Origin of the sequence: Streptomyces sp. AK010, from assembly GCF_014207295.1 — a bacterium.
In the GTDB taxonomy this organism is placed as follows: Bacteria; Actinomycetota; Actinomycetes; order Streptomycetales; family Streptomycetaceae; genus Streptomyces; species Streptomyces massasporeus.
Genome location: NZ_JACHCX010000003.1, coordinates 40873 through 65990, shown reverse-complemented (window position 1 = coordinate 65990; position 25118 = coordinate 40873). Strand labels below are relative to the sequence as shown.

Below are 25118 nucleotides of genomic sequence, written 5' to 3'. Positions count from 1 at the left end.
CCCGGAGTCTCCCGTTAGGCTGACCCCGTGAAGGTCCTCGTCATCGGCAGCGGCGCCCGCGAACACGCCCTGTGCCACTCCCTGTCCCACGACCCCGATGTCACCGCGCTGCACTGCGCTCCCGGCAACGCCGGCATCGCCGAGGTCGCCGAGCTGCACCAGGTCGACGCCTCGGACGGTGCCGCGGTCACCGAGCTGGCCACCCGCCTCGGCGCGGAGCTCGTCGTCGTCGGCCCGGAGGCCCCGCTGGTCGCCGGTGTCGCCGACGCCGTGCGCGACGCGGGCATCCCCGTCTTCGGCCCGTCCGGGCAGGCGGCGCAGCTCGAGGGCTCCAAGGCCTTCGCGAAGGACGTCATGGCGGCGGCCGAGGTGCCCACGGCCCGCTCGTACGTCTGCACGACACCGGAGGAGGCCGACGCGGCCCTCGATGCCTTCGGCGCTCCGTACGTCGTCAAGGACGACGGGCTCGCCGCCGGCAAGGGCGTCGTCGTCACCGACGACCTCGAAGCGGCCCGGGCCCACGCGGCGGCGTGCGAGCGCGTGGTCATCGAGGAGTACCTCGACGGCCCCGAGGTCTCCCTGTTCGCCGTCACCGACGGCGAGACGGTCGTACCCCTCCAGCCCGCGCAGGACTTCAAGCGTGCCCTGGACGGCGACGAGGGCCCCAACACCGGCGGCATGGGCGCGTACTCCCCGCTGCCGTGGGCCGACCCGAAGCTGGTCGACGAGGTGCTGCAGACCGTGCTGCAGCCGACCGTGGACGAGATGCAGCGGCGCGGCACCCCGTTCTCCGGTCTGCTCTACGCCGGCCTCGCGATCACTTCGCGTGGTGTCCGCGTGATCGAGTTCAACGCCCGGTTCGGCGACCCCGAGACCCAGGTCGTGCTGGCCCGGCTGAAGACGCCCCTGGCCGGCCTGCTGATGGCCGCCGCCACCGGCAACCTCGCCCACCTGGAGCCGCTGCGCTGGAGCGACGAGGCGGCCGTCACCGTGGTCGTCGCCTCGCACAACTACCCCGGCACCCCGCGCACCGGCGATCCGATCACCGGACTCGACGAGGTCGCCGCCCAGGACGCCCCGCACGCGTACGTGCTGCACGCCGGCACCAGGCAGGAAGGCGACGCCGTGGTCAGCGCGGGCGGCCGTGTCCTGTCCGTGACGGCCACCGGCAAGGACCTCACCGAGGCCCGCGACCGCGCCTACACGGCCGTCGGCCGCATCCGCCTCGACGGCTCCCAGCACCGCACGGACATCGCCGCGAAGGCGGCGGGAGCGTAAAGCCCCCCTCTCTCGTTGCGGCCGGAGCGGAGACACCACCCCGCCGCCGATGAACCCCCCGGGCCCCGGATCCGTCTCAGGATCCGGGGCCCGAACCATGCGATGGGGCGGGGGCCGTATGCGAGAGGCGCGAGCCCGACGCACGTTTTCCGTCATCCACCTCTCCCCAAAGCCATTCCATCGAGTGACCGATGCCCTATCCGGCTGACGGGGGGCGGAGCCCCAACTAGGGTGCGGCGCAAGCGTTCCGGCACTTGGCCCACCGGCATTGCGATGTCAGTGACGGGTGCCACAGTGGGGGAGTGAGCAAGGGCAGCGTCGGTTCTACGGGGAGGGGGTGAGGTCGGTCGTGACCGGAATGGGTGTGGAGGCAGGCGCGCAGGCCGCGCGAGCACGGGCACTGGCAGTGCTGCGCATCCGCAGCCGTGCCCTGGCCGTCGCCCTGCTCCCGGCCGCCGTCGCCGTGGTCCTGCTCGCGGGTACCGTCGGCGACCGCCTCGCGGGCCCCGTCTGGGACGCGGCCCGCTGGGTGCTGACGCCGTTCGCCGTTCTCGTGCTGCTCGCCGCCGCAGGGATCGCCCTGGTCGTCGCCCGGGCCCGGCCCGCCATGAGCCCGACCGTCCCGGTCACCGAGGAGGCGGCCCCCGACCTGTACCGGATGGTCCGCGACCTCGCCGATCGCCTCGACGTCCCCGCGCCCTCCGCGATAGCGCTCACCCCGGACTGCGACAGCTGGCTGGAGGACCGCACCCACCCGGCCCACGCACCGCCCCCGGCCGAGGAGCACCGCGACATCGCGGGAGCGGGCAAGCAGGCGCACCGCCGGCATCCTGTGGCACCCGTCCTGGTCATCGGCTCCCCGTTCCTGTGGTGGATGCGGGTCGGCGAGCTGCGCGCGGTCCTCGCCCCGGTCATCGCCGGTACGGGCCCCTCGGCCCACCCGGACATAGCCGCGGCCCGCCGTTTCGTCCGGGGCCTGGACGCCGCGGTGGCCGTGGCCTCGGAGCCCCGGCGCGACCCGGTGTCGCGGGCGGTGCTCGCCGAGGTCGGGTGGGTCGCCCGGCTTCTGCTGCGCAGCTGCCGCGTCCATGCCGCCGAGCTGGAGCGGGGCGTGGCGGCCGCGGCGGCGGAGCGTGCACAGGCTGTGGATTACGGGCTGCGGATCGTCGCCCAGGAGCAGGTGGGCCTGGCGTACGCGGGCTGGGACCGGCTGCTGACCCGGGTCGCACTGCCCGCCTGGCGGATGGGCCGCTGGCCGTCCCGGCTGGACGCCGGTGTGGTCGCGGCGCTCACGGAGCTGTCCCGGCGCGACCGCCTGGCCGAGGGATTCGCGTCCCGGCTCGGCGAGCGGCCCGCCTGCGATCTTCTGGAGGAGCCGGGCACGGTCGACGAGGCCGCCTCCCTCCTCGCCGCGCGCCTGTTCCACGGCGGCCCCGCCGGGCCCGGCCCCGACTGGTCGCCGGTGGACTGGAGCGCGTACCCGGACGAGGTCGTGGACCGCAAGTGGCGCCTCGACGCGGCCCGCCTGCACCGCGTCCTGGACGCGATGGGCGTCCGCCCCGCCACCGGTCCCACGGCTCCCGCGACCGTCGCCCCGACCCTGTCCCGCGTCCTCGACCACCTCACGGACCCGGGCCCGGCGTGGACGGCCGGGAACACCGGAGCGACCGGCCCCGCAGCGGGCTCCACCGGCCGCGGGCCGGACACCGCGCCGTCCGGAGCCGCCGGTCCGCCTCCCGGCAGACCGGACCCTCTCGACGACGAGGACCTCGCCGGTACGACGGCCCCCAGCGCCACCCTCGCCGCCCGCCTCAGCGCCGAACTGGCCCGCGAGGAGGCCGCCCCTTCCCCCGCGGCCCCCTCCCCAGCCACCCCGTCCCCGACTCCCGACCCCGCGGCCCTCTGGGACGACCGGGCCCTCCCCCTCTTCCCCCTCCAGCCCCCGCGCACGGCCAGGGAGCTGCTCGCCGACCACCTCACCGCGATGGTCTGCTGCGCCGCGATGGACACCGCCGGTGCGACCCCGGGCCTGGACTGGCTGGACGGCCCCACCCTCCTGATCGACGGTGAGCGCACGGCCGACCTGGCGCCCAAGGTCCTCACCCTCATCGAGGACGGCGACGCCACGCCCCTGCGGGTCTGGCTGTCCCAGCTCGGCATACGCCCGGAGAAGCCGGTCCGTCTCGGCTGAACACCGGAGCACGAACTTCCGGTTCTGGCCAATTCAAAACGAACAGTGACGAAGTGCGCGCGGTATGTGATGTGCTTGGACCGTTCGCGTGCATGGCAAGGGCTTGCGACATACGACAAGCACATAGGCACGACGGCAGCGCACAGGAACGACGGCGTCGCATGGACCGCGGAACACCGCACGGACCGCGGAACACCGCACACAACGCAGGGCACCGCACACACCGCAGAGCACCGCACACGCCGCACGGGCAGGCACCACCACGGGGGCACAGGGGAGGGGAAGCAACCATGGGCTCGGAGCAGATCCGCCGCTGGGAGTCGGGAGCCCTCGCGCACGCCGTGACGGATCCCTTCGGGCAGGGCCCCGTTCCGTGGCTGCGGGGCAACGTGACGTACTTCGACGACTCGGGCCAGGTCGTCCCCTGGTATGTGGACCAGGACACGTCGAATCCGTCGAAGAAGGGCAGCCGCTCGAGCGGCCCCCGCGCGGCCGACGACGTCAACCGCCAGATCAAGGGCTTCACCTCCACCGGCGCGGTCGCGCCCGGCGAGGCCATCGACTTCCACATCACCGTCGACCCGCCGCAGCAGTTTGCCGTCGACATCTACCGCATCGGCCACTACGGCGGTGACGGCGCCGCGAAGATCACCACCAGCCCGCGGCTGTCCGGCATCGTCCAGCCCGCGCCGCTCACCGCGGACCGTACGGTCTCCTGCCACCACTGGTGGCTGTCCTGGCGCCTCCAGGTCCCCTCGTACTGGAACATCGGCGCGTACGTCGCCGTCCTCACCACCGCCGACGGCTACCGCTCCCACGTCCCCTTCACCGTCCGCCACGACCAGCCCGCCGACCTGCTGCTCGTGCTGCCCGACGTCACCTGGCAGGCGTACAACCTCTACCCGGAGGACGGCCGCACCGGCGCCAGCCTCTACCACGCCTGGGACGAGAAGGGCCGGCTGCTGGGCGAGTCGGAGGCGGCCACCACGGTCTCCTTCGACCGTCCGTACGCGGGCGCGGGCCTGCCCCTGCACGTCGGCCACGCCTACGACTTCATCCGCTGGGCCGAGCGCTACGGCTACGACGTCGCCTACGCCGACGCCAGCGACCTGCACGCGGGCCGCGTCGACCCCACGCGCTACCGGGGCCTGGTCTTCCCGGGCCACGACGAGTACTGGTCGGCCGCCATGCGCGCCACCGTGGAGCGCGGCCGTGACGCCGGCACCTCGCTGGTCTTCCTCTCCGCCAACTCCATGTACTGGCAGGTGGAGCTGGGCCCCTCCCCGTCCGGCGTGCCCGACCGGCTGCTGACCTGCCGCAAGCGCCGGGGCCCGGGCAAGCCGGTGCTGTGGCGGGAGATCGACCGGGCGGAGCAGCAGCTCATGGGCATCCAGTACGCCGGGCCCGTCCCCGAGCCGCACCCGCTGATCGTGCGCAACGCCGGGCACTGGCTGTGGGAGGCGACCGGGGCGCACGAGGGCGACGAGATCGAGAACCTGGTGGCGGGCGAGGCCGACCGCTACTTCCCGCGCACCCCGCTGCCCGGGCACGAGGAGCGCATGCTGCTCGCCCACTCCCCGTACACCGACAAGGAGGGCGTCGCGCGCCACCAGGAGACGTCTCTGTACCGCGCTCCCTCCGGCGCCTGGGTCTTCGCATCCGGAACATTCGCCTGGTCACCGGCCCTGGACCGCCCCGGCCACGTCGACAGCCGTGTCCAGCGGGCCACGGCCAATCTCCTGGACCGCATCTGCAAACGCGACTGACCCACTGTCCATGATCAGGCTCGGATACGGGAGAATCGAGCCACTTGGGCCCGCCCGTCACCCACCGCCGCCCTATCCGGGCCCTACGGGCGCCCCTTTGTTTTCAACCACGGGGAGGAACCGTGTCCGGATTCGTCGAAAAGCCCGAGCCGATCCAGGTTCCGGGCCTGGTACATCTGCACACCGGCAAGGTGCGCGAGCTGTACCGGAACGAGGCGGGCGACCTCGTGATGGTCGCCAGCGACCGCATCTCGGCCTACGACTGGGTGCTGCCGACCGAGATCCCCGACAAGGGCCGGATCCTCACGCAGCTGTCCCTGTGGTGGTTCGAGCGGCTCGCCGACCTGGTCCCGAACCACGTGCTGAGCACGGAACTGCCCGACGGCGCCCCCGCCGACTGGGCGGGACGCACGCTGATCTGCAAGTCCCTGCAGATGGTCCCGGTCGAGTGCGTGGCCCGCGGCTACCTCACCGGCTCGGGCCTCGCCGAGTACCACGAGACCCGCACGGTCTGCGGTCTCGCCCTGCCGGAGGGCCTCACCGACGGCAGTGAACTGCCCGCCCCGATCTTCACCCCGGCCACCAAGGCCGCCGTCGGCGAGCACGACGAGAACGTCTCCTATGAGGAGGTCGCCCGCCAGGTCGGCGCGGACACCGCCGCCCGGCTGCGCCAGGCGACCCTCGCCGTCTACTCCCGGGGCCGGGACATCGCCCGGGAGCGCGGCATCATCCTCGCCGACACCAAGTTCGAGTTCGGCTTCGACGGCGACGACCTGGTCCTCGCCGACGAGGTCCTCACCGCGGACTCCTCCCGCTTCTGGCCGGCCGACCAGTGGCAGCCGGGCCGGGCGCAGCCGTCGTACGACAAGCAGTTCGTCCGGGACTGGCTGACCTCAGCGGAGTCCGGCTGGGACCGCAAGAGCGAGCAGCCGCCGCCGGCGCTGCCCCAGCAGGTCGTCGACGCCACCCGCGCCAAGTACGTGGAGGCGTACGAGCGCCTGACCGGCACGAGCTGGTCGTAGGACACGAAGAAGCCCCCCGGCGGAACCGGGGGGCTTCTTCGATGGAGCGAACGACGAGGTTCGAACTCGCGACCTCAACCTTGGCAAGGTTGCGCTCTACCAACTGAGCTACGTTCGCATGCGCCGTGGCGCGAGAACCACTATACCCAACCTCGCTCCCGCGCGAGCCGTACCGCCGCATGCCGGTTCTCCGCACCGAGTTTCGAGACGGCCGACGACAGATAGTTCCGCACGGTCCCCTGCGACAGCGCGGCCCGCTCGGCGATCTCCGCGACGGGCGCACCGTCGGCGGCGAGTTCCAGGACCTCGGACTCCCGCGCCGTCAGCGGCGAGTCCCCGGCGGCGATCGCGTCGGCGGCCAACTCCGGGTCGACATAACGGTTCCCGGCGTACACCGTCCGGATGAGCTCCGCGAGCCGCTGTGCGCTCACGGTCTTCGGCACGAACCCGCGCACCCCGGCCGCCAGTGCCCGCTTCAGATGCCCGGGTCGTCCGTGGCTGGTCACGATGAGCACCTTGCAGCCGGGCAGTTCGGTCCGCAGGTGTGTGGCGACCTTCACACCGTCGGCTCCGGGCATCTGGAGATCCAGCACGGCGACATCGGGTCGGTGCGCCCGGGCCATCGCCAGCGCCTCGGGCCCGGTGGCCGCCTCGGCGACGACGACGAGGTCGTCCTCCAGCGACAGCAGCGCGGCGAGCGCTCCCCGGATGAGGTGCTCGTCGTCGGCGAGCAGCAGCCGCACGGGTTCCACGGCCGTCATGGCGTGACCTCACTCACAGAGAGCGGGGCGACGGCGGCCGCCGGGACGGCGCCGGCGGTGCCTGGCCGTGACGGCAGCGGAATCTCCGCCGTCAGCCGGAACAGCCCCTGTCCCACGGGCCCGGCCTCCAGGGTCCCGTCGATCTCCGCCAGCCGTTCCCGCAACCCGGCGAGCCCCGAGCCGGAAGGTCCGTTCCCGGACCCGGTCCCCGCCTCGCTCACCCCGTCGTTCTCCACGGACAACACCACCCACCCCTCCAGCACCTGCAATCGCACCGCCCACCGCCGCGCGTCCCCGTGCCGCAGGACGTTCGTCGCGGCCTCCCGCACCACCCACCCCAGGGCGGACTGCACCGCCGCGGGCAGCACCGCCGCCGTCGCCCCGTCGACCGTGCAGTCGATCCCGGCCGCCGCCAGCACCCCTTGCGCCCCGGCGAGTTCCGAGCCGAGGTCGGCCTCCCGGTAGCCGCGCACGACCTCGCGTACCTCCCGCTGCGACTCGTGCGCGAGCCGCTGCACCTCGACCATCTGCGTCACGGCCTCGGGCCGCCCCCGCTGGGCCAGCTGCACGGCCAGCTCGCTCTTGAGGGCGATCACCGCGAGGTTGCGCCCCATGACGTCGTGCAGATCCCGCCCGAACCTCAGCCGCTCCTCGGCGACGGCGAGCCGGGCCCGGGTCTCGCGGGCCTCGTCGAGTTCGAAGACGGAATTGAGCAGCCACACCGAGAAGACGGCCGTGAAGGCGATGAACATGCCGCCGATCAGCACGATCAGAGACGTGAAGAACGCGGTGAGCGCGGAGGCGCCGAGCGCGAACGCCACCAGCCAGGTGCCCGCCGCGAAGCCGCCCGCGATGCCGAACGCGCGTCGCCGGGAGCGGACGCCGAGGGCGATGATGCCGGGACCGAAGATCAGGATCACTCCGAAGACGCCACCGGCGGCGGTGTCGACGGCCTCGCGGTCCGGTCCGAGCTCGGCGAGTCCGATCGCGGCGGCGGCGATCGCGGCGGTGACGGCGGCCAGCGTCCACATCAGTCCGGTGGGCTGGGGCCTGCGGCCACGGGTCCAGTCGATCGCCCGGGAGACGGTCACGAAGCAGAGGCCGGCGTGCACGGCCACCACCAGCATGGCGGCCCCACCCAGCCGCGGCCCGAGCGGGGCCACGGACGTGAGCCCGACGGAGAAGAACTCCGTCACCGCGAAGAAGTGGAACGACCACCGCGTGTACGACTCGACCTTCTCCGGCGTGGTCTTGTGCCGCCACCACCTGCCCGGCGTGCGCATCCCCCGTCACTCCCCTTCGGTCAACGCCGCGGTTCCCAGCGGAACCACCGCCGTACAGCAAACACCGCGATGAGGATCCAGGCCATGGCGGTCGCGAGAGCGCCCAGCGCCTCGTACGCGGAGAGGCCACCGGTCCAGCCGCCGCGCACCAGCGTGATGACGGGCGTCAGCGGCAGCATTTCGAGGACGGAGGCCACCCGGTCCGGGAACAGTTCCAGCGGTCCGAACATGCCGGAGCCGATCATCGAGACCATCAGCAGCGGCATGGGCGTGACCTGGGCGCTCTCGCCGGTCCGGGTGAAACTCGCGGTGGCCGCGGCAAGGGCGGCGCTGATCACGAGCCCCAACAGCAGCCCCAGGACGACCAGATGCGGCGCCGACGGCGCGGACAGGTCCATCAGCACGGCACACCCCACCACCAGCAGCAGGCACTGCGCGAGCCCGGTGAGGACCGCCGGCAGTGAGGTGCCGGCCAGGATCTCGACGTCCCGCAGCTCGCCGGTGCGCAGCCGCTTGAGCACGAGTTCCTCACGCCGCACGACGAACGCGCCGACGAGCACGGAGTAGACGGCGAACAGCAGGGAGAAGCCGACCGCGGCGGGCAGCACCAGGGTGCCGGTGCTCAGCCCCGCCCCGGCGAGGTCCATGTCCTCGGACGCCGCCCGCACGCTGACCGGCATCACCAGCGGCACGAACAGCGCCGCGAAGAGCGCGCCCCTGGTCCGCCCGAGCAGGGTCAGTTCGGCGCGGGCCAGAGCGGTCATCCGGCTCACTGGGGTCGTCGTCGTCGCCGCCGGGCGGGGCGTCGTGTGCGTGGCGCTCATGCCGCGTACTCCTTCGTCGTCATGCCCATGGCCTGCTGCCCGGAGGCGTCCTCGGCGATCCCGAGGAACGCCTCCTCCAGGGAGGCCGAGCGCACGTCCAGGCGGCGCAGCTCGACCCGGGCCTGCGCGGCCCACATCAGCAGGCCGGTGGCGGACCGCTGGAGTTCATGGGTGCGCAGCCGGACGATCCGGCCGTCGGTCTCGTGGCCGGTCACGCCCAGTTCGCCGAGCGGCGGGAGGTCGCCGACGAAGTAGCCGTCGGGCAGTTCGAAGGAGATCCGCGACGGCTCCGCGGCGGTCACCTCGGCCGGGGTTCCGGTGGTGGCGATCCGGCCCTCGTGCATGATCGCGAGCCGGTCGGCGAGGTTCTCGGCCTCTTCCAGGTAGTGCGTGGTCAGCAGCACGGTCGTCCCGCCGTCGCGCAGGGCGCTCACCAACTCCCAGGTGGCCCGGCGGCCTTCGGCGTCCAGCCCGGTGGACGGCTCGTCGAGGAAGAGCACCTCGGGGTCGCCGAGCAGGGCGAGGGCCAGGTCGAGGCGGCGCCGCTGGCCGCCGGACAGCTGCTTGACCCGGGTGCCGGCCTTCGCCTCCAGGCCGACCAGCGCCAGTACCTCCGCCGGCGGCCGGGCCCCGCTCACGCATCCCGCCCACATCCGCGCGGTCTCGGCGACGGTGAGCTCGGAGGGGAAGCCGCCCTCCTGGAGCATCACGCCGGTGCGGGGCCGTACGGCGGCCCGGTCGGCGTAGGGGTCGTGCCCGAGGACCCTCACCCGTCCGCCGGCCGGCTGCGTGAGTCCCTCCAGGAGTTCGACGGTCGAGGTCTTGCCCGCGCCGTTGGTGCCGAGCAGCGCGAAGATCTCCCCGCGCCGGACGGAAAAGCTGATCCCGCGTACCGCCTCGAACCCGCCCCCGTACACACGTCGCAGGTCAGTGACCTCAATCACGTGTTCGTGTCCGTTGGTTTCCATGCTCCGAGCGTCCCGGCCGTACGGGCCCGCAAGCAGTGCGCGCTGTCATCACTCGGCATGACAAATGTCAGAAGCGGGGAGCAGCACACGAAGAAGCCCCGGTCCTGAAGGACCGGGGCTTCTTTCCCGAGCGGACGACGAGGTTCGAACTCGCGACCTCAACCTTGGCAAGGTTGCGCTCTACCAACTGAGCTACGTCCGCATGTGCTCCCGATCAGCTTTCACTGACCGGTGCGGGCACCAGCCTACCTGATCCACAAGTGTGGCCGGTACGACTATGCAGAGCGGGTGACAGGAATCGCACACTGCGCCTTCCCCCTGGAAGGGGGATGTTCTACTACTGAACTACACCCGCATGTTTCCGTGAGCTGGGCCTTTCGGCCTCGCCCCTCGGCGTGCTCCAGACTCTAGCTGATCAGCCGGGGTGCTGCGCAAGTCGGTTGCCGCGAGGGGCGGGTGGACGGGCGCCGGTCCGGGCCCGACGGCCGTCACTGCGCGGCGGTGAACGCCTCGTAGACCTTCTTGGGGATGCGCCCGCGCGCGGGGACCTCCATCTTGTTGGCCTGGGCCCAGGCGCGCACGGCCGACGGGTCGGGGGCGACCTCCGTCTGGCGGTAGGCCTTGCCCGAGCGGGACCGCTTGCGGCCGGCTTCCATGTAGGGCGCGAGCGCCTTCCGCAGTTCTCCGGCGTTGACTTCGCTCAGGTCGATCTCGTACGACGTGCCGTCCAGTCCGAAGGCGATCGTTTCCGTCGCTTCCGAGCCGTCGATGTCGTCGAAGAGAGTGACCACGACCTTCTGCGCCACGAATATCGGTCCCTTCATGCGGCACTATGCCAATTCATTTGTACAGTGCCCGGCAATACATTGTGAAGTCCGACTAAATCCTTCTGCGTGTCCAAAAGCAAGAAGGGAGCGGAGCGACTTCGTTGGAAGGGTGACGGCGGGAGGCAGGTGGGCGCAATAGTTCCCTGGTGTCGATCCGGAATCCTTCCCGAAAATTTCGTGTGTGGGTCCGCCGATGCCGGATCGTGATGACGGTCACGTAGTTTCCTACAAGTCAACGCGCGTAGAAATTTTGTGCGGGTAGTCTGAAGGAACCTGCTCAGCACCACACACCGGGAGTGCCAGTGGCACGCGTCGTAGTCGACGTCATGCTCAAGCCGGAGATCCTCGACCCCCAGGGCCAGGCGGTGCAGCGCGCACTGCCGCGGCTGGGTTTCGAGGGGATCTCGGACGTCCGCCAGGGAAAGCGTTTCGAACTGGAAGTTGACGGGCCGGTCGACGAGGCCGCCCTCGCCCGCATTCATGATCTTGCGGAGTCGTTCCTCGCGAACACCGTGATCGAGGACTTCTCGATCCGGGTCGAGGAAGTCGCGGAGGCCGCGAAGTGACCGCTCGTATTGGCGTCGTCACTTTTCCCGGCAGTCTGGACGACCGTGACACACAGCGCGCGATCCGCGTCTCGGGCGCCGAGCCGGTCGCCCTGTGGCACAAGGACAAGGACCTCAAGCAGGTCGACGCCGTGGTGCTGTGCGGCGGCTTCTCCTACGGCGACTATCTGCGCGCCGGGGCCATCGCCCGCTTCTCACCGGTGATGGAGCCCCTGCTGGAGCAGGCGAAGGCCGGTCTGCCGGTGCTCGGCATCTGCAACGGCTTCCAGATCCTCACCGAGGCCCACCTGCTGCCGGGCACGATGCTCCGCAACGACCACCTGCACTTCATCTGCCGCGACCAGAGGCTGCGGGTGGAGAACGCCGGGACCGCCTGGACCACCGACTACTCGGCCGGCCAGGAGATCCACATCCCGCTGAAGAACAACGACGGGCAGTACGTCGCCGACGCGTACACGCTCGACAAGCTGGAGGCCGAGGGCCGTGTCGCCTTCCGGTACCTCGACTTCAACCCCAACGGCTCGCAGCGGGACATCGCCGGCGTCAGCAACGAGGCCGGAAACGTGGTCGGCCTCATGCCGCACCCCGAGCACGCCGTCGAGCCGCTGATCGGCACCGGCCGCACCGACGGCCTCCCGTTCTTCACCTCGATCCTCAAGAAGCTGGTCAACGCATGAGCCGGACGCCTCTGGACACGGTCGAGCACGCGGCCGCGACCCCCGACGTCGAGCTGCCCTGGGCCGAACTGGGCCTGAAGAAGGACGAGTACGAGCGGGTCGTGGAGATCCTCGGCCGCCGGCCCACCGGGGCCGAGCTCGCCATGTACTCGGTGATGTGGTCGGAGCACTGCTCGTACAAGAGCAGCAAGGTGCATCTGCGCCAGTTCGGCGAGAAGGCCCCCGAGTCCGACGCGATGCTCGTCGGCATCGGCGAGAACGCCGGTGTCGTGGACGTCGGCCAGGGCTACGCGGTCACCTTCAAGGTCGAGTCGCACAACCACCCGTCGTACGTGGAGCCCTACCAGGGCGCGGCCACGGGTGTCGGCGGCATCGTGCGCGACATCATCGCCATGGGCGCCCGCCCGGTCGCGGTCGTCGACCCGCTGCGCTTCGGCGCCGCCGACCACCCCGACACCAAGCGCGTCCTGCCGGGCGTCGTCGCCGGCATCGGCGGCTACGGCAACTGCCTGGGCCTGCCCAACATCGGCGGCGAGGTCGTCTTCGACGCCTGCTACCAGGGCAACCCGCTGGTCAACGCCGGTGCCATCGGCGTCATGCGGCACGAGGACATCCACCTCGCGAAGGCGTCCGGCGCGGGCAACAAGGTCATTCTCTACGGGGCCCGGACCGGCGGCGACGGCATCGGCGGCGCCTCGATCCTGGCCTCCGAGACCTTCGACGACGCCAAGCCCTCGAAGCGCCCGGCCGTCCAGGTCGGCGACCCCTTCCAGGAGAAGCTCCTCATCGAGTGCACCCTGGAGGCCTTCCAGGAGAAGCTGGTCGTCGGCATCCAGGACCTCGGCGCCGCGGGTCTGTCCTGCGCCACCTCCGAGCTCGCCTCCAACGGCTCCGGCGGCATGCGCGTCACCCTGGACGACGTCCCCCTGCGCGACTCCACGCTCTCGCCCGAGGAAATCCTCATGAGCGAGTCGCAGGAGCGCATGTGCGCGGTCGTCGAGCCGGAGAAGGTCGACCGCTTCCTGGAGATCTGCGAGAAGTGGGACGTCATCGCCACCGTCATCGGTGAGGTGACCGACGGCGACCGCCTCGAGATCTACTGGCACGGCGGCAAGATCGTCGACGTCGACCCGCGCACGGTCGCGCACGAGGGCCCGGTCTACGAGCGCCCGTACGCCCGCCCGTCCTGGCAGGACGAGCTCCAGGCCGACGACGCGAACAAGCTGCCCCGGCCGGCGACCTCCGAAGAGCTGAAGGACCAGGTCCTGAAGCTGGTCGGCTCCCCGAACCAGGCGTCCAAGTCCTGGATCACCAGCCAGTACGACCACTTCGTGCAGGGCAACACCGTCCTCGCCCAGCCCGAGGACTCCGGCATGATCCGGATCGACGAGGAGACCGGCCTCGGCGTGGCCATCGCCACGGACGGCAACGGCCGGTACGCCAAGCTCGACCCCTACTACGGCGCCCAGCTGGCCCTGGCGGAGGCGTACCGCAACGTCGCCACCACCGGAGCCAAGCCGCTCGCCGTCTCCGACTGCCTGAACTTCGGCTCGCCCGAGGACCCGGCGGTGATGTGGCAGTTCGCGGAGGCCGTGCGCGGTCTGGCGGACGCCTGCCAGCAGCTCGGCACCCCGGTGACCGGCGGCAACGTCTCGCTCTACAACCAGACGGGCGAGGCGGCCATCCACCCCACCCCGGTCGTCGCGGTCCTGGGCGTCATCGACGACGTGGCCCGCCGCACGCCCGTCGCCTTCCAGGAGGAGGGCCAGCTGCTCTACCTCCTCGGCGACACCCATGAGGAGTTCGGCGGCTCGGCCTGGTCCCAGGTCGTGCACGACCACCTCGGCGGCCTGCCGCCCAAGGTCGACCTGGAGCGGGAGCGGCTGCTCGCCGAGATCCTGATCTCCGCCTCCCGCGACGGCATGATCGACTCCGCGCACGACCTGTCCGACGGCGGTCTGATCCAGGCGGTCGTCGAGTCGGCGCTGCTGGGGGAGAAGGGCGCCCGCCTGATCGTCCCGGACGGTCTGGACGCCTTCACCTTCCTCTTCTCCGAGTCGGCGGGCCGCGCGGTCGTGGCCGTGCCGCGTTCGGAGGAGGTCCGCTTCAACGACATGTGCGGTGCGCGGGGCCTCCCGGTCACCCGCATCGGTGTCGTCGACGGCGACACCGTGGACGTCCAGGGCGAGTTCGCCCTGTCCCTGTCCGAGCTGCGCGAGACGCACGAGGGCACGATCCCGGCGCTGCTGAGGTAGGCAACCGCTCCGAAGCCCCCGCCCGGTCCGCCGGGCGTGGGGCTTCGCCGTGTCCGGGGCGGACAGGCCGGAATCACTCTTGCACGAGATTACGTAGTTCCATAATCTCGGGATCGTGGAACTCGAACAACGCGTCGCCGACCTGGAGCGCCGCCTCGCCGCCCTGGAAGGCGCCCAGCGCACCGCCCCCCGCATCGACGGGAGCGACTTCTGGGCCCTGAACGGACTGCGGGAGCAGCTGACCGAGGCAGGCGAGGCCGACGGCGGAGTCCTGTACACCGGCTCCGTGCGCCTGCCGACGGGCGAGGAGTACGCCTGGCAGATGGCCGCCCTCACCCAGGACCTGCTCGAGGGCGACTGGACGACGGCCGCGGAGTCGTTCGCCGCGCTCGGCCACCCGGTCCGGATCCGCCTGCTGCGCGAGATCCTCGGCGGCCGGCGCACCGCCGCCGAACTCGCCGAGCTGGACGAGGTCGGCACAACCGGCCAGATCTACCACCACCTGCGCCAGCTCACCGCCACGGGCTGGCTGCACACGACCGGCCGGGGCCGTCACGAGGTGCCGCCGGGGCGGGTCGTACCGCTGCTGACGGCGCTGGCGACGACCCGCCCGTAGAGGATCTGGGGGACAGGATGTCCGCACGCAAGCTCGGCGCAGTCGCCTCCCGAGGCCTTCAACTGGCCTTCGTCGGCCTGGTGACCGCCCAGGTCTGCTTCGGCTGGGACTACAACGTCCTGTGGAACTTCGTGCCTCTGGTGTCGGCGTACGCCGTCGTCACCGTCGCCAACCGGTGGGGCGGCGCCCCGGACGACCCCCGGGTCGCCCCCGAGCCCCTGGAGGTCGCCCCGCCCGTGACCGGCCGCTGGTCCGCGCTGAACAGCCCGGCCGACCGCACTCCGAGCCACGGCGTCCACGCCCACGGGCAGACGTACGCCATAGACATCCTCGCCGAGCCCGAGCTGGGGGGCCGTCCGGCCTTCGCCCGGCTGTGGCCGATCGCCCGCCGCCCCCAGGACTTCCCGGCGTTCGACGCCCCGGTCCTCGCGGTCGCCGACGCCACGGTCGTACGGGCCACCGACGGGCAGCGCGACCATCTCAGCCGCAACTCGCTGCCCGCCCTGTTGTACCTCTTGCTCATCGAGGGCTCGGTGCGCGAGGTGTCCGGCGTCAGCCGCATCCTCGGCAACCACCTCGTCCTCGACCTCGGCGACGGCACCCACGCCGCCTACGCCCACCTCCGGCGCGGCTCCCTCACCGTCCGCGAGGGCGACCGGGTGCGGGCCGGACAGGTCCTGGCCCGCTGCGGCAACTCCGGCAACTCCTCCGAGCCGCACCTGCACTTCCAGCTGATGGACGGCCCGGACCCGGACGCGGCCCGAGGGGTCCCCTTCACCTGGCGGGGCATCGGCGTCCCCCGGAACGGGGAGACCTTCGAGGCGCCCCCGTCTGTCACAGCCCCCACTTAGGGGTCCTTTCACTATGCCCGTCCGGGTCGCGCGGTCTGGCACCGCACCTCGCCGCGTTGCCGAAAAGCCCTAGTAGCTCCGCTACGAGGGCTTCCCGGCGCCTTGCGACGCACGGCACCAGACCACGCGCCCTGATCGGACGCTCATAGTGAAAGGACCCCTTAGGCTGACCCCCATGCCACCGGCCAAGAAGCGCACCCGCAGCTACGACCCCGCCAAGATCCGCACGGCGGTGCTCGCCCAGTTCGGGAACGTACGGGCCGCCGCCGCCGGACTCACCCCCGAGCAGCTCGCCCTGCCCACCCGGCTGGGCGACTGGACCGTCCGGGACCTGGTGGCCCACGTCGGGATGAGCCTCGCGGCGGTCTCCCGGCTGACCGGCCTGCCGGAGCCGGCCCAGCAGGACGGCACTTTGCTCGACTGGCCCGCCGCGATCGTGGCCGACGCCCCGGACATCGCCGCCCATGCCCGTGAGCCGGCCGGGAGACACCCCGACCCGGCCGCCCACCTCGCGGCCGTCGAGGAGCGCTTCACCGCCGACCTCGCCGCCCACCTCGCGGCCGTCGAGGAGCGCTTCACCGCCGACCTCGCCGCCCACCCCGGCACCCGGCTGCTCGCCACCAGCGCCGGCGCACTGCCCCTCGCCGACTACCTCGTCACCCGCACCGTCGAACTCGTCGTCCACACCGACGACCTCAACGCCGCCGTCCCCGGCCTGGACATCCCCCACGACCGCCAGGCCCTGGCCGCCTGCACCCGGCTGCTGGCCGACGCGCTCGCCGCGAAGGCACCCGGCGGTTCGACAGAGGTGAGGGTGCCGCCGTACGCGGTGGTGCAGTGCGTCCAGGGGCCGAGGCACACCCGGGGCACCCCGCCCAACGTCGTCGAGACGGATCCCCTGACCTGGATCCGGCTGGCGACCGGGCGACTGACCTGGGCCGAGGCCCTCCAGGACGCCAAGGTCAGCGCGAGCGGGGAGCGCGCGGACCTGTCGGCCCTCCTGCCGCTGACGGCCTGAGCCTCCGCCGCCCGTCCGGCTGATCGCCCATGGCACAAGAAGGAATCCCCGCCGTAAGGGGAACCGATCCCCCCGGGTCCTCCGTCGAAGTGGCATGGACAGGCAGAAGCAGCGCATGACCCTGACGGCCGCCGCCATGCTCGTCCCGCTCATGGCGGCCTGCGGCAGCGAGAAGGCGGACAGCGGCAGCGGCTCGGTCGGTGCCGACAAGCCGGTCACCGGCGTGCGGTGGAGCGTGGACAGCGTCACCGCGGACGGCAGGACGCAGAAGGCCCCCACCGGCGCCCACGTGACCATCGACAAGGGCCGGGCCGAGGGCAGCCTCGGCTGCAACAACTTCAGCGCCGAGGCCACCGTCGACGGCGACCGCGTCCGGCTGGGCAAGACCAGGTCCACCGAGATGGCCTGCGAGAACAAGCCCATGGAGTTCGAGACGACCCTCGCGCGGGCCTTCTCCGACCAGGAGCTGAAGGCGAAGGTGGACGACGACCGCCTCACCCTCACCACCGACGGGGGCGACACCGTCCACCTGACCAGGGCCGAGGACGCCCCGCTGGCCGGCACCAAGTGGACCGTCACGACCCCGAACGCCGACGGCCGCGCCCACCTCACCTTCGACGAGGAGAAGGGCACGGTCTCCGGCAGCCTCGGCTGCAACAAGGTGAACGCGAAGGCCACGGTCCGCGACGGCCATATCACCATCGGCCCCCCGGCCACGACCCGAATGATGTGCGAAGACTCACTCATGAACGCCGAGAGGACGCTGCTGCGTCTTTTCGACGGGAAGCTGAAGTACGGAGTCGATCACCAAACCCTTACGCTGACCAGCGAAAACGGTACGAGTGTGCGAGCGGTCGCCGAGCGGTGATCCGCCGGAAGGTCCGGTATCCCCAATTCGGACCAGTGGTCGACCTCGCCTACACTCGGTGGCGTGCCACGTGGTGACGGACGACTCAACCACGACCTGCTCCCCGGTGAGAAGGGCCCCCAGGACGCTTGCGGCGTCTTCGGCGTCTGGGCTCCGGGCGAAGAGGTCGCCAAGCTCACGTACTTCGGGCTCTACGCCCTCCAGCATCGAGGCCAGGAATCCGCGGGAATCGCGGTCAGCAACGGCTCACAGATCCTCGTCTTCAAGGACATGGGCCTGGTTTCCCAGGTCTTCGACGAGACCTCCCTCGGTTCGCTCCAGGGTCACATCGCGGTCGGTCACGCCCGCTATTCGACCACCGGTGCCTCCGTCTGGGAGAACGCCCAGCCGACCTTCCGCGCGACCGGACACGGCTCCATCGCGCTCGGCCACAACGGCAATCTCGTCAACACCGCCCAGCTCGCCGAGATGGTCGCCGACCTGCCCAAGCAGGAAGGCGGACGCCCCCCGCGCGTCGCGGCGACCAACGACACCGACCTGCTCACCGCGCTCCTCGCGGCCCAGGTCGACGAGGACGGCAAGCCGCTGACCATCGAGGAGGCCGCTCACACGGTCCTCCCGAAGGTCAAGGGAGCCTTCTCGCTCGTCTTCATGGACGAGCACACCCTGTACGCGGCCCGGGACCCGCAGGGCATCCGCCCGCTGGTCCTCGGCCGGCTGGAGCGCGGCTGGGTGGTCGCCTCCGAGTCCGCCGCACTCGACATCTGCGGCGCCGCTTACGTCCGGGAGATCGAGCCGGGCGAGTTCGTCGCCATCGACGAGAACGGTCTGCGGACCTCCCGGTTCGCGGAGGCGAAGCCCAAGGGCTGTGTCTTCGAGTACGTGTACCTGGCCCGCCCGGACACCGACATCGCCGGCCGGAACGTGTACCTCTCCCGCGTGGAGATGGGCCGCATGCTCGCCAAGGAAGCGCCCGTCGAGGCCGACCTGGTGATAGCGACCCCGGAATCGGGCACGCCCGCGGCGATCGGCTACGCGGAGGCCTCCGGCATCCCGTTCGGCGCCGGCCTCGTCAAGAACGCGTACGTCGGCCGGACGTTCATCCAGCCCTCGCAGACCATCCGCCAGCTGGGCATCCGCCTGAAGCTGAACCCGCTGAAGGAAGTCATCAAGGGCAAGCGCCTGGTCGTCGTCGACGACTCGATCGTGCGCGGCAACACCCAGCGGGCCCTGGTCCGCATGCTCCGCGAGGCGGGCGCGGCCGAGGTCCACATCCGGATCTCCTCGCCGCCCGTGAAGTGGCCCTGCTTCTTCGGCATCGACTTCGCCACCCGCGCCGAGCTCATCGCCAACGGCATGACGATCGAAGAGATCGGCACCTCGCTCGGCGCCGACTCCCTGGCCTACATCTCCATCGACGGCATGATCGAGGCGACCACCATCGCCAAGCCGAACCTGTGCCGCGCCTGCTTCGACGGCGAGTACCCGATGGAGCTCCCGGACCCCGAGCTGCTCGGCAAGCAGCTGCTGGAGACGGAGCTGGCCGCCGGCCCGGCCGCCACGGCCGCCGCCGACGCGATCCGCCGCCCGTAGACGGCCCGTAACACCTGCCGTACGACACGAAGGTTCTGCTTAGCCATGTCTGAGAAACCCATTGCCGAGGGCGGCGCCAGCTACGCAGCCGCGGGCGTCGACATCGAAGCCGGCGACCGCGCCGTCGAACTGATGAAGGAGTGGGTGAAGAAGGCCCAGCGCCCCGAGGTCCTCGGCGGCCTCGGCGGCTTCGCCGGCCTCTTCGACGCCTCCGCCCTGAAGAACTACGAGCGGCCCCTGCTCGCCTCCGCCACGGACGGCGTCGGCACCAAGGTCGACATCGCCCGCCAGCTGGGCGTGTACGACAGCATCGGCCACGACCTGGTCGCCATGGTCATGGACGACATCGTGGTCTGCGGCGCCGAGCCGCTGTTCATGACCGACTACATCTGCGTCGGCAAGGTCCACCCCGAGCGCGTCGCCGCCATCGTCAAGGGCATCGCCGAGGGCTGCGTGCTCGCCGGCTGCGCCCTGGTCGGCGGTGAGACGGCCGAGCACCCGGGCCTGCTGGGCGAGGACGACTTCGACGTCGCCGGCGCCGGTACGGGCGTCGTGGAGGCCGACCGGCTGCTCGGCGCGGATCGCATCCGGTCGGGTGACGCGGTGATCGCCATGGCGTCCTCCGGTCTTCACTCGAACGGGTACTCCCTCGTCCGCCACGTCCTGCTGAACCAGGCGGGCCTGGCGCTGGACGCGCACATCGAGGAGCTCGGCCGCACCCTCGGCGAGGAGCTCCTGGAGCCGACGAAGATCTACTCGCTGGACTGCCTGGCCCTGATGCGCACCACCGAGGTGCACGCCTTCAGCCACATCACCGGCGGCGGCCTCGCGGCCAACCTCGCCCGGGTCGTCCCTGACGAGCTGCACGCGATCGTGGACCGCTCCACCTGGACCCCGGCCCCGATCTTCGACCTGGTCGGCCGCACGGGCAGCGTCGAGCGCCTGGAGCTCGAGAAGACCCTGAACATGGGCGTCGGCATGATCGCGATCGTGGCGCAGGAGTCCGTGGACGTGGCCCTGGCGACCCTCGCCGACCGCGGCGTGGACGCCTGGGTGGCCGGAGAGATCACGGACCGGGGCGAGCACCCCACCGGTGCCGCCCTGATCGGTGACTACGCGAGCTGAGACACGGGGTCATGACCCTGCAGGCAGCACAGAACCCGGTCGGTGACCTTCAGTCACCGACCGGGCAAGTGCTCAGTGCAGGGTCAAGCACCGCGACGATGCTGCGAGGACTGGCCGTCCTCGTCGTCGTCGTCCTCATAGAGGTCGGCGTACCGTGCGTACAGGTCCTCATCCTGATCATCGTCTTCGAGCGGCTCGCCGTTAGGCGGCTGCGGATTCGAAGGCGATGCACCCAGCTCCTCGGCCAGGCGTGAGAGGTCAGTCCCACCGCTGTTGTACTTCAGCTGGCGGGCGACCTTCGTCTGCTTGGCCTTGGCCCGGCCGCGCCCCATGGCTCGACCCCCTCAACGACGGGGCTCGACGGCCCCAGAGTCTTGACACGCGTTCATGGTCCGGCACGGTCTCTCCGCGGAGAGACCGGTCCGTAGGGCTTCCACGGTACCTGAGCCCGCGCCCATACGGTACGTCGCCCGCATGACGTGCCCGCGCCCAGGACCTTCGAGGCGCCCCGTCCTCGCTGGTCAACCGCGATTTTAACCACTTATCGACGGTCGACCCGCCGGTAGAAGTGAGAGTTCTCTCTAACTGCCCACCGGCGGGTACCGGCCAAACGTACGAGACTCACTGGATCAGTCCCGCACCGCCCCGGGGTCAGCGCCCCCGGCGGGCCAGGATCGCGTCGTGCATCCGCTGCTCGGCGATCCGGTCGGCCGCGGCGGCCGGCGGAACACCGTCCTCCTTCGCACGTGCGAATATGGCCAGCGTGGTGTCGAAGATCTTCGACGCCTTCGTCTTGCACCGGTCGAAGTCGAAGCCGTGCAGCTCGTCCGCGACCTGGATCACACCGCCGGCGTTCACCACGTAGTCCGGCGCGTAGAGGATCCCGCGGTCGGCGAGGTCCTTCTCCACGCCCGGGTGGGCGAGCTGGTTGTTGGCGGCGCCGCAGACCACCTTGGCGGTCAGCGCGGGCACGGTGTCGTCGTTCAGGGCACCGCCGAGCGCGCACGGGGCGTAGATGTCGAGGCCCTCGGCGCGGATCAGGGTCGCGGTGTCGGCCACGGCCGTCACGCCCGTCGGGTGCGCCGCGAGGATCCGCCCCACGGCCTCCTCGCGCACGTCGGTGATGACGACCTCGGCGCCCTCGGCCCGCAGGTGCTCCACCAGGTGGTGGCCGACCTTGCCGACGCCGGCGATGCCGACCCGCTTGCCACGCAGCGAGGGGTCGCCCCACAGGTGCTGAGCGGAGGCCCGCATGCCCTGGTAGACGCCGTAGGCGGTGAGGACGGAGGAGTCTCCGGCGCCGCCGTTCTGCGGCGAGCGGCCGGTCGTCCAGCGGCACTCGCGGGCCACGACGTCCATGTCGGCGACATACGTGCCGACGTCGCAGGCGGTGACGTAGCGGCCGCCGAGGGAGGCGACGAACCGGCCGTAGGCGAGGAGCAGCTCCTCGCTCTTGATCTGGTCCGGGTCGCCGATGATCACGGCTTTGCCGCCGCCGTGGTCGAGACCGGCCATGGCGTTCTTGTACGACATCCCGCGGGCGAGGTTCAGCGCGTCGGCGACGGCCTCGGCCTCGTTCGCGTACGGGTAGAAGCGCGTACCTCCGAGCGCGGGGCCCAGGGCGGTGGAGTGCAGGGCGATGACGGCCTTGAGGCCGCTCGCACGGTCCTGGCAGAGCACGACTTGCTCATGACCGCCCTGGTCCGAGTGGAACAGGGTGTGCAGTACATCAGCAGGTGCGCCGGTTACGTCGGTCACTGTGGTGACTCCTGAGTAGGTGCGGCGGGTGGAGACCAGCCCCCGTGGGGGTCCCCCCGCGCTTTTGGCTGTGGGGGAGGGTGGCGGGGACTGTTGAGCATGAGATTAGAGCCTGGCGGGCCCGCCGACCGCACAGTGCACAGGATCACCTCCGACCGGAGTACACCCGTGCGACGATTTGCATAGATTTCCCGCGCGATCGTGAGTGGGTTCCGCAGGTTTTCGCGGCGGTGCGCGGGGGAGGGAGCAGGCGTGCCCAAGGTGACCTCGGTGATCGTCCCCTACGCGACCTACCTGCGCGTGTACGAACCGCTGGCCGCCTTCCCCGAGCCGGAGCGCAGCCAGTGGGCCCGCTACGCCCGCCGCACGGACCGCCCCTCGTACCAGGACGAACTCCGCCGGGCCCTCGCCGACTTGGCCCCCACCCCGCCGGTCCCGGTGCCGGTGCACGAGAGCGACGACGCCTTCGTCCTCGACGTGGACGGCGTCGTCTGCGTCTGTCCCTGGCGCACCCGGCTGCGCGGCTGGCTGGCCCTGGACGAGCTCTCCGAGGAGCTCCCCCCACCGGTCATGGACGCGGTCCTGCCGCCCGTGCTGCGGCGTCAGGCGGCCCAGGACTACGAGCGCTGGCTGACGATCAACCCGGACGCCCGGCCGTGGATCCGTACCGCCACCTGGCAGGTGCCGATCAACTGGTTCGTGCTGGTCTCCGACGAGGAGCGCGAGTACGACAAGGGCGCGTCCGACGACAGCCCGCCCGTGCTGCGCTACCGCACCCCCATGGTCCAGGCCCGGCGGAGGGTGGCCCGGGGCCTGCGCGCCCTGCGGGAGGCGATGAACGAAGGGCCCCTGATCGACGGCCTGATGGACGTCGGCCGCTGGCTGGAGGAGTTCCACCCGCGCTCGCTCGTGGAGCTGGACTACGGCGGCCTGGTGCACGTGGTGCCGGCCGGGACGCTGGAGGACGACCACTCCGCGGCGGACGTGGCCGAGGGCATCGCCGCGCTGCGCCGGGGCGACGGGGCCGGTGCGGGGGAGGCGTACGCCCGGCTCGTGGAGCGGTGGCGTTTCGTACGGAATCTGCGCTCGGCCAACTGACGCCTGACCTTGATGTCCGTACAGACCACTCGCTTTCGGTCACGAACTGACGTTTGACGAACCGCCCGATTTGGGGTTTCGTCCTCGCACCGAGTCCCTGAAACGGGCTGCGCGTCTCCTGAGACTTCGTCAACAAGGGACGTAGAGCTCGATCCGGGCAGACCTCTCAAGTAGGCCAAGCGTGACGGACTACACGTACGAGGCTCTTGCGCCCCTTGCCCCTCCTCATGCCAAAATAGGACAAGGAGTCCGGGGAGGACTCCTTCCGTCCTGTAGTGCTGCACTATGGGCGGAATCTCAGCATTGCACGCTTTGGGGGGCCTGGTGACTTCCTGATCACCCTGTGACTGATCGTCACAGCGGTGTGACTGTCCGCTATGGCATGGTCCATCGGCTTCCGTCGCTGATGGACACCTGGAGGGGCAATTCCATCGGTTTGGCCGACGCGGCTGGACAGATGGTGTAGTTGTAGTGCCGAGGACAAGCCGTTCGTCCTATAACCGACTCGACTCGCGTCCGCCATTTCGGGCAACGCGGGTCAAGGTGCAGAATTTAGAGGAAAGAACCGAGAAGGTTCGGTTCTCCCGAGGAGGCCGCTCATGACCGCTCGCACCCCTGATGCCGAGCCGCTGCTGACCCCGGCTGAGGTCGCCACCATGTTCCGTGTCGACCCCAAGACGGTCACGCGGTGGGCGAAGGCCGGCAAGCTCACGTCGATCCGCACGCTCGGCGGGCATCGGCGCTACCGCGAGGCCGAGGTCCGCGCTCTGCTCGCGGGCATCCCGCAGCAGCGCAGCGAGGCCTGAACAACTGAATAACCGGGCAAACCGGCTGGTTCCCCCAATCGGCCGTGGCGTCCGGACCACAGCTCCAAGCGACGCGGGATCCTGCCCCAACAGGCCCCACGCCCAAGCCAGTCAGAGCTTTCCAGGCATACAACAGGGTGCGTCGTAGGTCGCGCTGGACTCCGCCGGGTCCAGCGCGATCTTTTTTGTGCGTCCGGCGTGGGTCTGTCGCACCTGCTGTGAGCGGCCTTGTAGGAGCCTGGGGAGGGGTGTCGGATCACCTGTGTGCGGCACCCCGGACAGGGTGCAATTGCACATATTAAATTGACCCTTTGTAGGTGGGGCGTAAGTACCGCACTTTCCAAAACTCATGCGGTGACACCCGTCACATATCGAGCGGCTTGTTAGCTCCGCCACGGGTGCGGTAGAGAAGCCTCCGGCTCCAGCAGCCCCTGCCCTGACGGGTGTTGAGACCGCTCGTGGATCATGCGGGCGCCGGGCGCTCATCCCCCCGGGCCGGCGCCACGACCGGAGGCGCACCCGGCCCCGACTCCATCGCCAGCCTCAGCAGGCGATGGCAGATCGGGCAGTGGCGGGTGAGGTGCCGGTACGACGACGCGGCCGACAGGTGCGCGCGGAGCAGGGCCCGCGTCTCGTGCCTGGTCACTGTCGCCATACGCCACCTCCTGAAGGCCGCACAGGGAACGGCCCTGGTTCTGGGGTACCGACGGAATGAGGCACCGTCAAGACGGCGTGTGGGGGCCCGAGGGGCTTACGACGAGGTCAGGGCATGCAAAAAGGCCCGGATCCGAAGATCCGGGCTCTTGTTCTGCGGTCCTGACGGGATTTGAACCCGCGGCCTCCACCTTGACAGGGTGGCGAGCACTCCAAACTGCTCCACAGGACCAGGTTTCGCAGTGCGATCCTTGCGGTGCGCTGCGAAAAGAGACTGTACAGGAGGGTGGGGCCCTGGTCGAACTCACCCTGC

The 25118-nt window shown here is 70.8% G+C and carries 23 protein-coding genes and 4 tRNA genes; 15 read left to right on the top strand and 12 right to left on the bottom strand.

Going from position 1 to position 25118, the window contains the following annotated elements; all coding sequences use genetic code 11:
* Positions 1 to 27: 27 nt before the first annotated feature.
* The 4 genes from purD to HDC93_RS06390 all read left to right on the top strand — a co-directional run bounded on the left by purD (position 28) and on the right by HDC93_RS06390 (position 6257).
* On the top strand, positions 28 to 1278 hold the full coding sequence (gene purD, locus HDC93_RS06405; RefSeq protein ID WP_185008066.1) for a phosphoribosylamine--glycine ligase: 1251 nt from the start codon (positions 28 to 30) through the stop codon (positions 1276 to 1278).
* A 358-nt stretch (positions 1279 to 1636) separates the two neighbouring features.
* Complete coding sequence (locus HDC93_RS06400; RefSeq protein WP_185008849.1) at positions 1637 to 3469, top strand: hypothetical protein; 1833 nt, start codon at positions 1637 to 1639, stop codon at positions 3467 to 3469.
* Between the two features lie 290 nt (positions 3470 to 3759).
* The gene (locus tag HDC93_RS06395; RefSeq protein ID WP_185008064.1) at positions 3760 to 5235 is read left to right on the top strand and encodes a N,N-dimethylformamidase beta subunit family domain-containing protein; all 1476 of its coding nucleotides are present in this window, start codon (positions 3760 to 3762) and stop codon (positions 5233 to 5235) included.
* 122 nt (positions 5236 to 5357) lie between these two features.
* Positions 5358 to 6257: a phosphoribosylaminoimidazolesuccinocarboxamide synthase gene (locus tag HDC93_RS06390; RefSeq protein ID WP_185008062.1), complete on the top strand. Its 900-nt coding sequence runs from the start codon at positions 5358 to 5360 to the stop codon at positions 6255 to 6257.
* A gap of 42 nt (positions 6258 to 6299) precedes the next feature.
* Here HDC93_RS06390 and HDC93_RS06385 read toward each other — a convergent pair.
* The 8 genes from HDC93_RS06385 to HDC93_RS06350 form a co-directional block, all read right to left on the bottom strand.
* Positions 6300 to 6375 (bottom strand) — tRNA-Gly (locus HDC93_RS06385).
* Positions 6376 to 6397: 22 nt separating this feature from the next.
* The gene (locus HDC93_RS06380; RefSeq protein ID WP_185008060.1) at positions 6398 to 7018 is read right to left on the bottom strand and encodes a response regulator transcription factor; all 621 of its coding nucleotides are present in this window, start codon (positions 7016 to 7018) and stop codon (positions 6398 to 6400) included.
* Complete coding sequence (locus tag HDC93_RS06375; RefSeq protein WP_185008058.1) at positions 7015 to 8301, bottom strand: sensor histidine kinase; 1287 nt, start codon at positions 8299 to 8301, stop codon at positions 7015 to 7017. Before HDC93_RS06375 ends, HDC93_RS06380 begins: the two co-directional genes overlap by 4 nt.
* Positions 8302 to 8321: 20 nt before the next feature.
* Complete coding sequence (locus tag HDC93_RS06370; protein ID WP_185008056.1) at positions 8322 to 9125, bottom strand: ABC transporter permease; 804 nt, start codon at positions 9123 to 9125, stop codon at positions 8322 to 8324.
* Entirely contained in the window at positions 9122 to 10093 is a 972-nt protein-coding gene (locus HDC93_RS06365; RefSeq protein ID WP_185008054.1) for an ABC transporter ATP-binding protein, read from the bottom strand. Before HDC93_RS06365 ends, HDC93_RS06370 begins: the two co-directional genes overlap by 4 nt.
* A gap of 129 nt (positions 10094 to 10222) precedes the next feature.
* A tRNA-Gly gene (locus HDC93_RS06360) sits at positions 10223 to 10295 on the bottom strand.
* A gap of 81 nt (positions 10296 to 10376) precedes the next feature.
* Positions 10377 to 10448 (bottom strand) — tRNA-Gly (locus HDC93_RS06355).
* 133 nt (positions 10449 to 10581) lie between these two features.
* On the bottom strand, positions 10582 to 10899 hold the full coding sequence (locus tag HDC93_RS06350; RefSeq protein WP_185008847.1) for an Lsr2 family protein: 318 nt from the start codon (positions 10897 to 10899) through the stop codon (positions 10582 to 10584).
* Positions 10900 to 11222: 323 nt separating this feature from the next.
* On the opposite strand from HDC93_RS06350, the gene purS reads away from it, so the two are divergent.
* The 9 genes from purS to purM all read left to right on the top strand — a co-directional run bounded on the left by purS (position 11223) and on the right by purM (position 20489).
* Positions 11223 to 11486: a phosphoribosylformylglycinamidine synthase subunit PurS gene (gene purS / locus HDC93_RS06345; RefSeq protein WP_031109675.1), complete on the top strand. Its 264-nt coding sequence runs from the start codon at positions 11223 to 11225 to the stop codon at positions 11484 to 11486.
* Positions 11483 to 12163, top strand: coding sequence for a phosphoribosylformylglycinamidine synthase subunit PurQ (gene purQ, locus HDC93_RS06340; protein ID WP_185008052.1), 681 nt, complete (start codon positions 11483 to 11485; stop codon positions 12161 to 12163). Before purS ends, purQ begins: the two co-directional genes overlap by 4 nt.
* Positions 12160 to 14418 carry a phosphoribosylformylglycinamidine synthase subunit PurL gene (gene purL, locus HDC93_RS06335; protein WP_185008049.1) on the top strand — a complete coding sequence of 753 codons (2259 nt, stop codon included), beginning with the start codon at positions 12160 to 12162 and terminating at the stop codon, positions 14416 to 14418. The genes purQ and purL overlap by 4 nt, the downstream gene beginning before the upstream one ends.
* A gap of 115 nt (positions 14419 to 14533) precedes the next feature.
* On the top strand, positions 14534 to 15034 hold the full coding sequence (locus HDC93_RS06330) for a helix-turn-helix transcriptional regulator (protein ID WP_185008047.1): 501 nt from the start codon (positions 14534 to 14536) through the stop codon (positions 15032 to 15034).
* Between the two features lie 17 nt (positions 15035 to 15051).
* Positions 15052 to 15885, top strand: coding sequence for a M23 family metallopeptidase (locus HDC93_RS06325; protein ID WP_185008045.1), 834 nt, complete (start codon positions 15052 to 15054; stop codon positions 15883 to 15885).
* A 175-nt stretch (positions 15886 to 16060) separates the two neighbouring features.
* Positions 16061 to 16903: a maleylpyruvate isomerase family mycothiol-dependent enzyme gene (locus HDC93_RS06320; RefSeq protein ID WP_185008043.1), complete on the top strand. Its 843-nt coding sequence runs from the start codon at positions 16061 to 16063 to the stop codon at positions 16901 to 16903.
* A 94-nt stretch (positions 16904 to 16997) separates the two neighbouring features.
* Complete coding sequence (locus tag HDC93_RS06315) at positions 16998 to 17771, top strand: META domain-containing protein (RefSeq protein ID WP_185008041.1); 774 nt, start codon at positions 16998 to 17000, stop codon at positions 17769 to 17771.
* A 63-nt stretch (positions 17772 to 17834) separates the two neighbouring features.
* Positions 17835 to 19364, top strand: a complete 1530-nt coding sequence (purF, locus tag HDC93_RS06310) for an amidophosphoribosyltransferase (RefSeq protein ID WP_185008039.1) — start codon at positions 17835 to 17837, stop codon at positions 19362 to 19364.
* Positions 19365 to 19409: 45 nt separating this feature from the next.
* On the top strand, positions 19410 to 20489 hold the full coding sequence (gene purM / locus HDC93_RS06305) for a phosphoribosylformylglycinamidine cyclo-ligase (RefSeq protein WP_185008037.1): 1080 nt from the start codon (positions 19410 to 19412) through the stop codon (positions 20487 to 20489).
* Positions 20490 to 20572: 83 nt separating this feature from the next.
* Here purM and HDC93_RS06300 read toward each other — a convergent pair whose 3' ends face one another.
* Together HDC93_RS06300 and HDC93_RS06295 are read right to left on the bottom strand one after the other, a co-directional pair.
* Positions 20573 to 20821 (bottom strand): DUF3073 domain-containing protein, encoded by a 249-nt coding sequence (locus HDC93_RS06300; RefSeq protein WP_185008035.1) that lies wholly within the window; start codon positions 20819 to 20821, stop codon positions 20573 to 20575.
* A 319-nt stretch (positions 20822 to 21140) separates the two neighbouring features.
* Positions 21141 to 22247, bottom strand: coding sequence for a Glu/Leu/Phe/Val dehydrogenase (locus tag HDC93_RS06295; protein ID WP_185008033.1), 1107 nt, complete (start codon positions 22245 to 22247; stop codon positions 21141 to 21143).
* A 252-nt stretch (positions 22248 to 22499) separates the two neighbouring features.
* Between HDC93_RS06295 and HDC93_RS06290 the strand changes: the two genes are divergently transcribed.
* Together HDC93_RS06290 and bldC are read left to right on the top strand one after the other, a co-directional pair.
* The gene (locus HDC93_RS06290; RefSeq protein WP_185008031.1) at positions 22500 to 23345 is read left to right on the top strand and encodes a hypothetical protein; all 846 of its coding nucleotides are present in this window, start codon (positions 22500 to 22502) and stop codon (positions 23343 to 23345) included.
* A gap of 599 nt (positions 23346 to 23944) precedes the next feature.
* The gene (gene bldC / locus HDC93_RS06285; protein ID WP_003949541.1) at positions 23945 to 24151 is read left to right on the top strand and encodes a developmental transcriptional regulator BldC; all 207 of its coding nucleotides are present in this window, start codon (positions 23945 to 23947) and stop codon (positions 24149 to 24151) included.
* A 463-nt stretch (positions 24152 to 24614) separates the two neighbouring features.
* Here the strand turns inward: bldC and HDC93_RS06280 are convergent, their stop codons facing one another.
* Together HDC93_RS06280 and HDC93_RS06275 are read right to left on the bottom strand one after the other, a co-directional pair.
* Positions 24615 to 24806, bottom strand: a complete 192-nt coding sequence (locus HDC93_RS06280) for a DUF6274 family protein (protein WP_185008029.1) — start codon at positions 24804 to 24806, stop codon at positions 24615 to 24617.
* A 156-nt stretch (positions 24807 to 24962) separates the two neighbouring features.
* A tRNA-Asp gene (locus HDC93_RS06275) sits at positions 24963 to 25037 on the bottom strand.
* Between the last annotated feature and the right edge of the window lie 81 nt (positions 25038 to 25118).

Coding starts and splice junctions, on each gene's coding strand:
- HDC93_RS06280 (WP_185008029.1), bottom strand. CDS start 24,806: ATGGCGACAGTGACCAGGCACGAGACGCGGGCCCTGCTCCGCGCGCAC.
- HDC93_RS06400 (WP_185008849.1), top strand. CDS start 1,637: ATGGGTGTGGAGGCAGGCGCGCAGGCCGCGCGAGCACGGGCACTGGCA.
- HDC93_RS06315 (WP_185008041.1), top strand. CDS start 16,998: ATGGACAGGCAGAAGCAGCGCATGACCCTGACGGCCGCCGCCATGCTC.
- HDC93_RS06325 (WP_185008045.1), top strand. CDS start 15,052: ATGTCCGCACGCAAGCTCGGCGCAGTCGCCTCCCGAGGCCTTCAACTG.
- HDC93_RS06395 (WP_185008064.1), top strand. CDS start 3,760: ATGGGCTCGGAGCAGATCCGCCGCTGGGAGTCGGGAGCCCTCGCGCAC.
- HDC93_RS06320 (WP_185008043.1), top strand. CDS start 16,061: ATGCCACCGGCCAAGAAGCGCACCCGCAGCTACGACCCCGCCAAGATC.
- purM (WP_185008037.1), top strand. CDS start 19,410: ATGTCTGAGAAACCCATTGCCGAGGGCGGCGCCAGCTACGCAGCCGCG.
- HDC93_RS06380 (WP_185008060.1), bottom strand. CDS start 7,018: ATGACGGCCGTGGAACCCGTGCGGCTGCTGCTCGCCGACGACGAGCAC.
- purL (WP_185008049.1), top strand. CDS start 12,160: ATGAGCCGGACGCCTCTGGACACGGTCGAGCACGCGGCCGCGACCCCC.
- HDC93_RS06300 (WP_185008035.1), bottom strand. CDS start 20,821: ATGGGGCGCGGCCGGGCCAAGGCCAAGCAGACGAAGGTCGCCCGCCAG.
- HDC93_RS06365 (WP_185008054.1), bottom strand. CDS start 10,093: ATGGAAACCAACGGACACGAACACGTGATTGAGGTCACTGACCTGCGA.
- HDC93_RS06375 (WP_185008058.1), bottom strand. CDS start 8,301: ATGCGCACGCCGGGCAGGTGGTGGCGGCACAAGACCACGCCGGAGAAG.
- HDC93_RS06370 (WP_185008056.1), bottom strand. CDS start 9,125: ATGAGCGCCACGCACACGACGCCCCGCCCGGCGGCGACGACGACGACC.
- bldC (WP_003949541.1), top strand. CDS start 23,945: ATGACCGCTCGCACCCCTGATGCCGAGCCGCTGCTGACCCCGGCTGAG.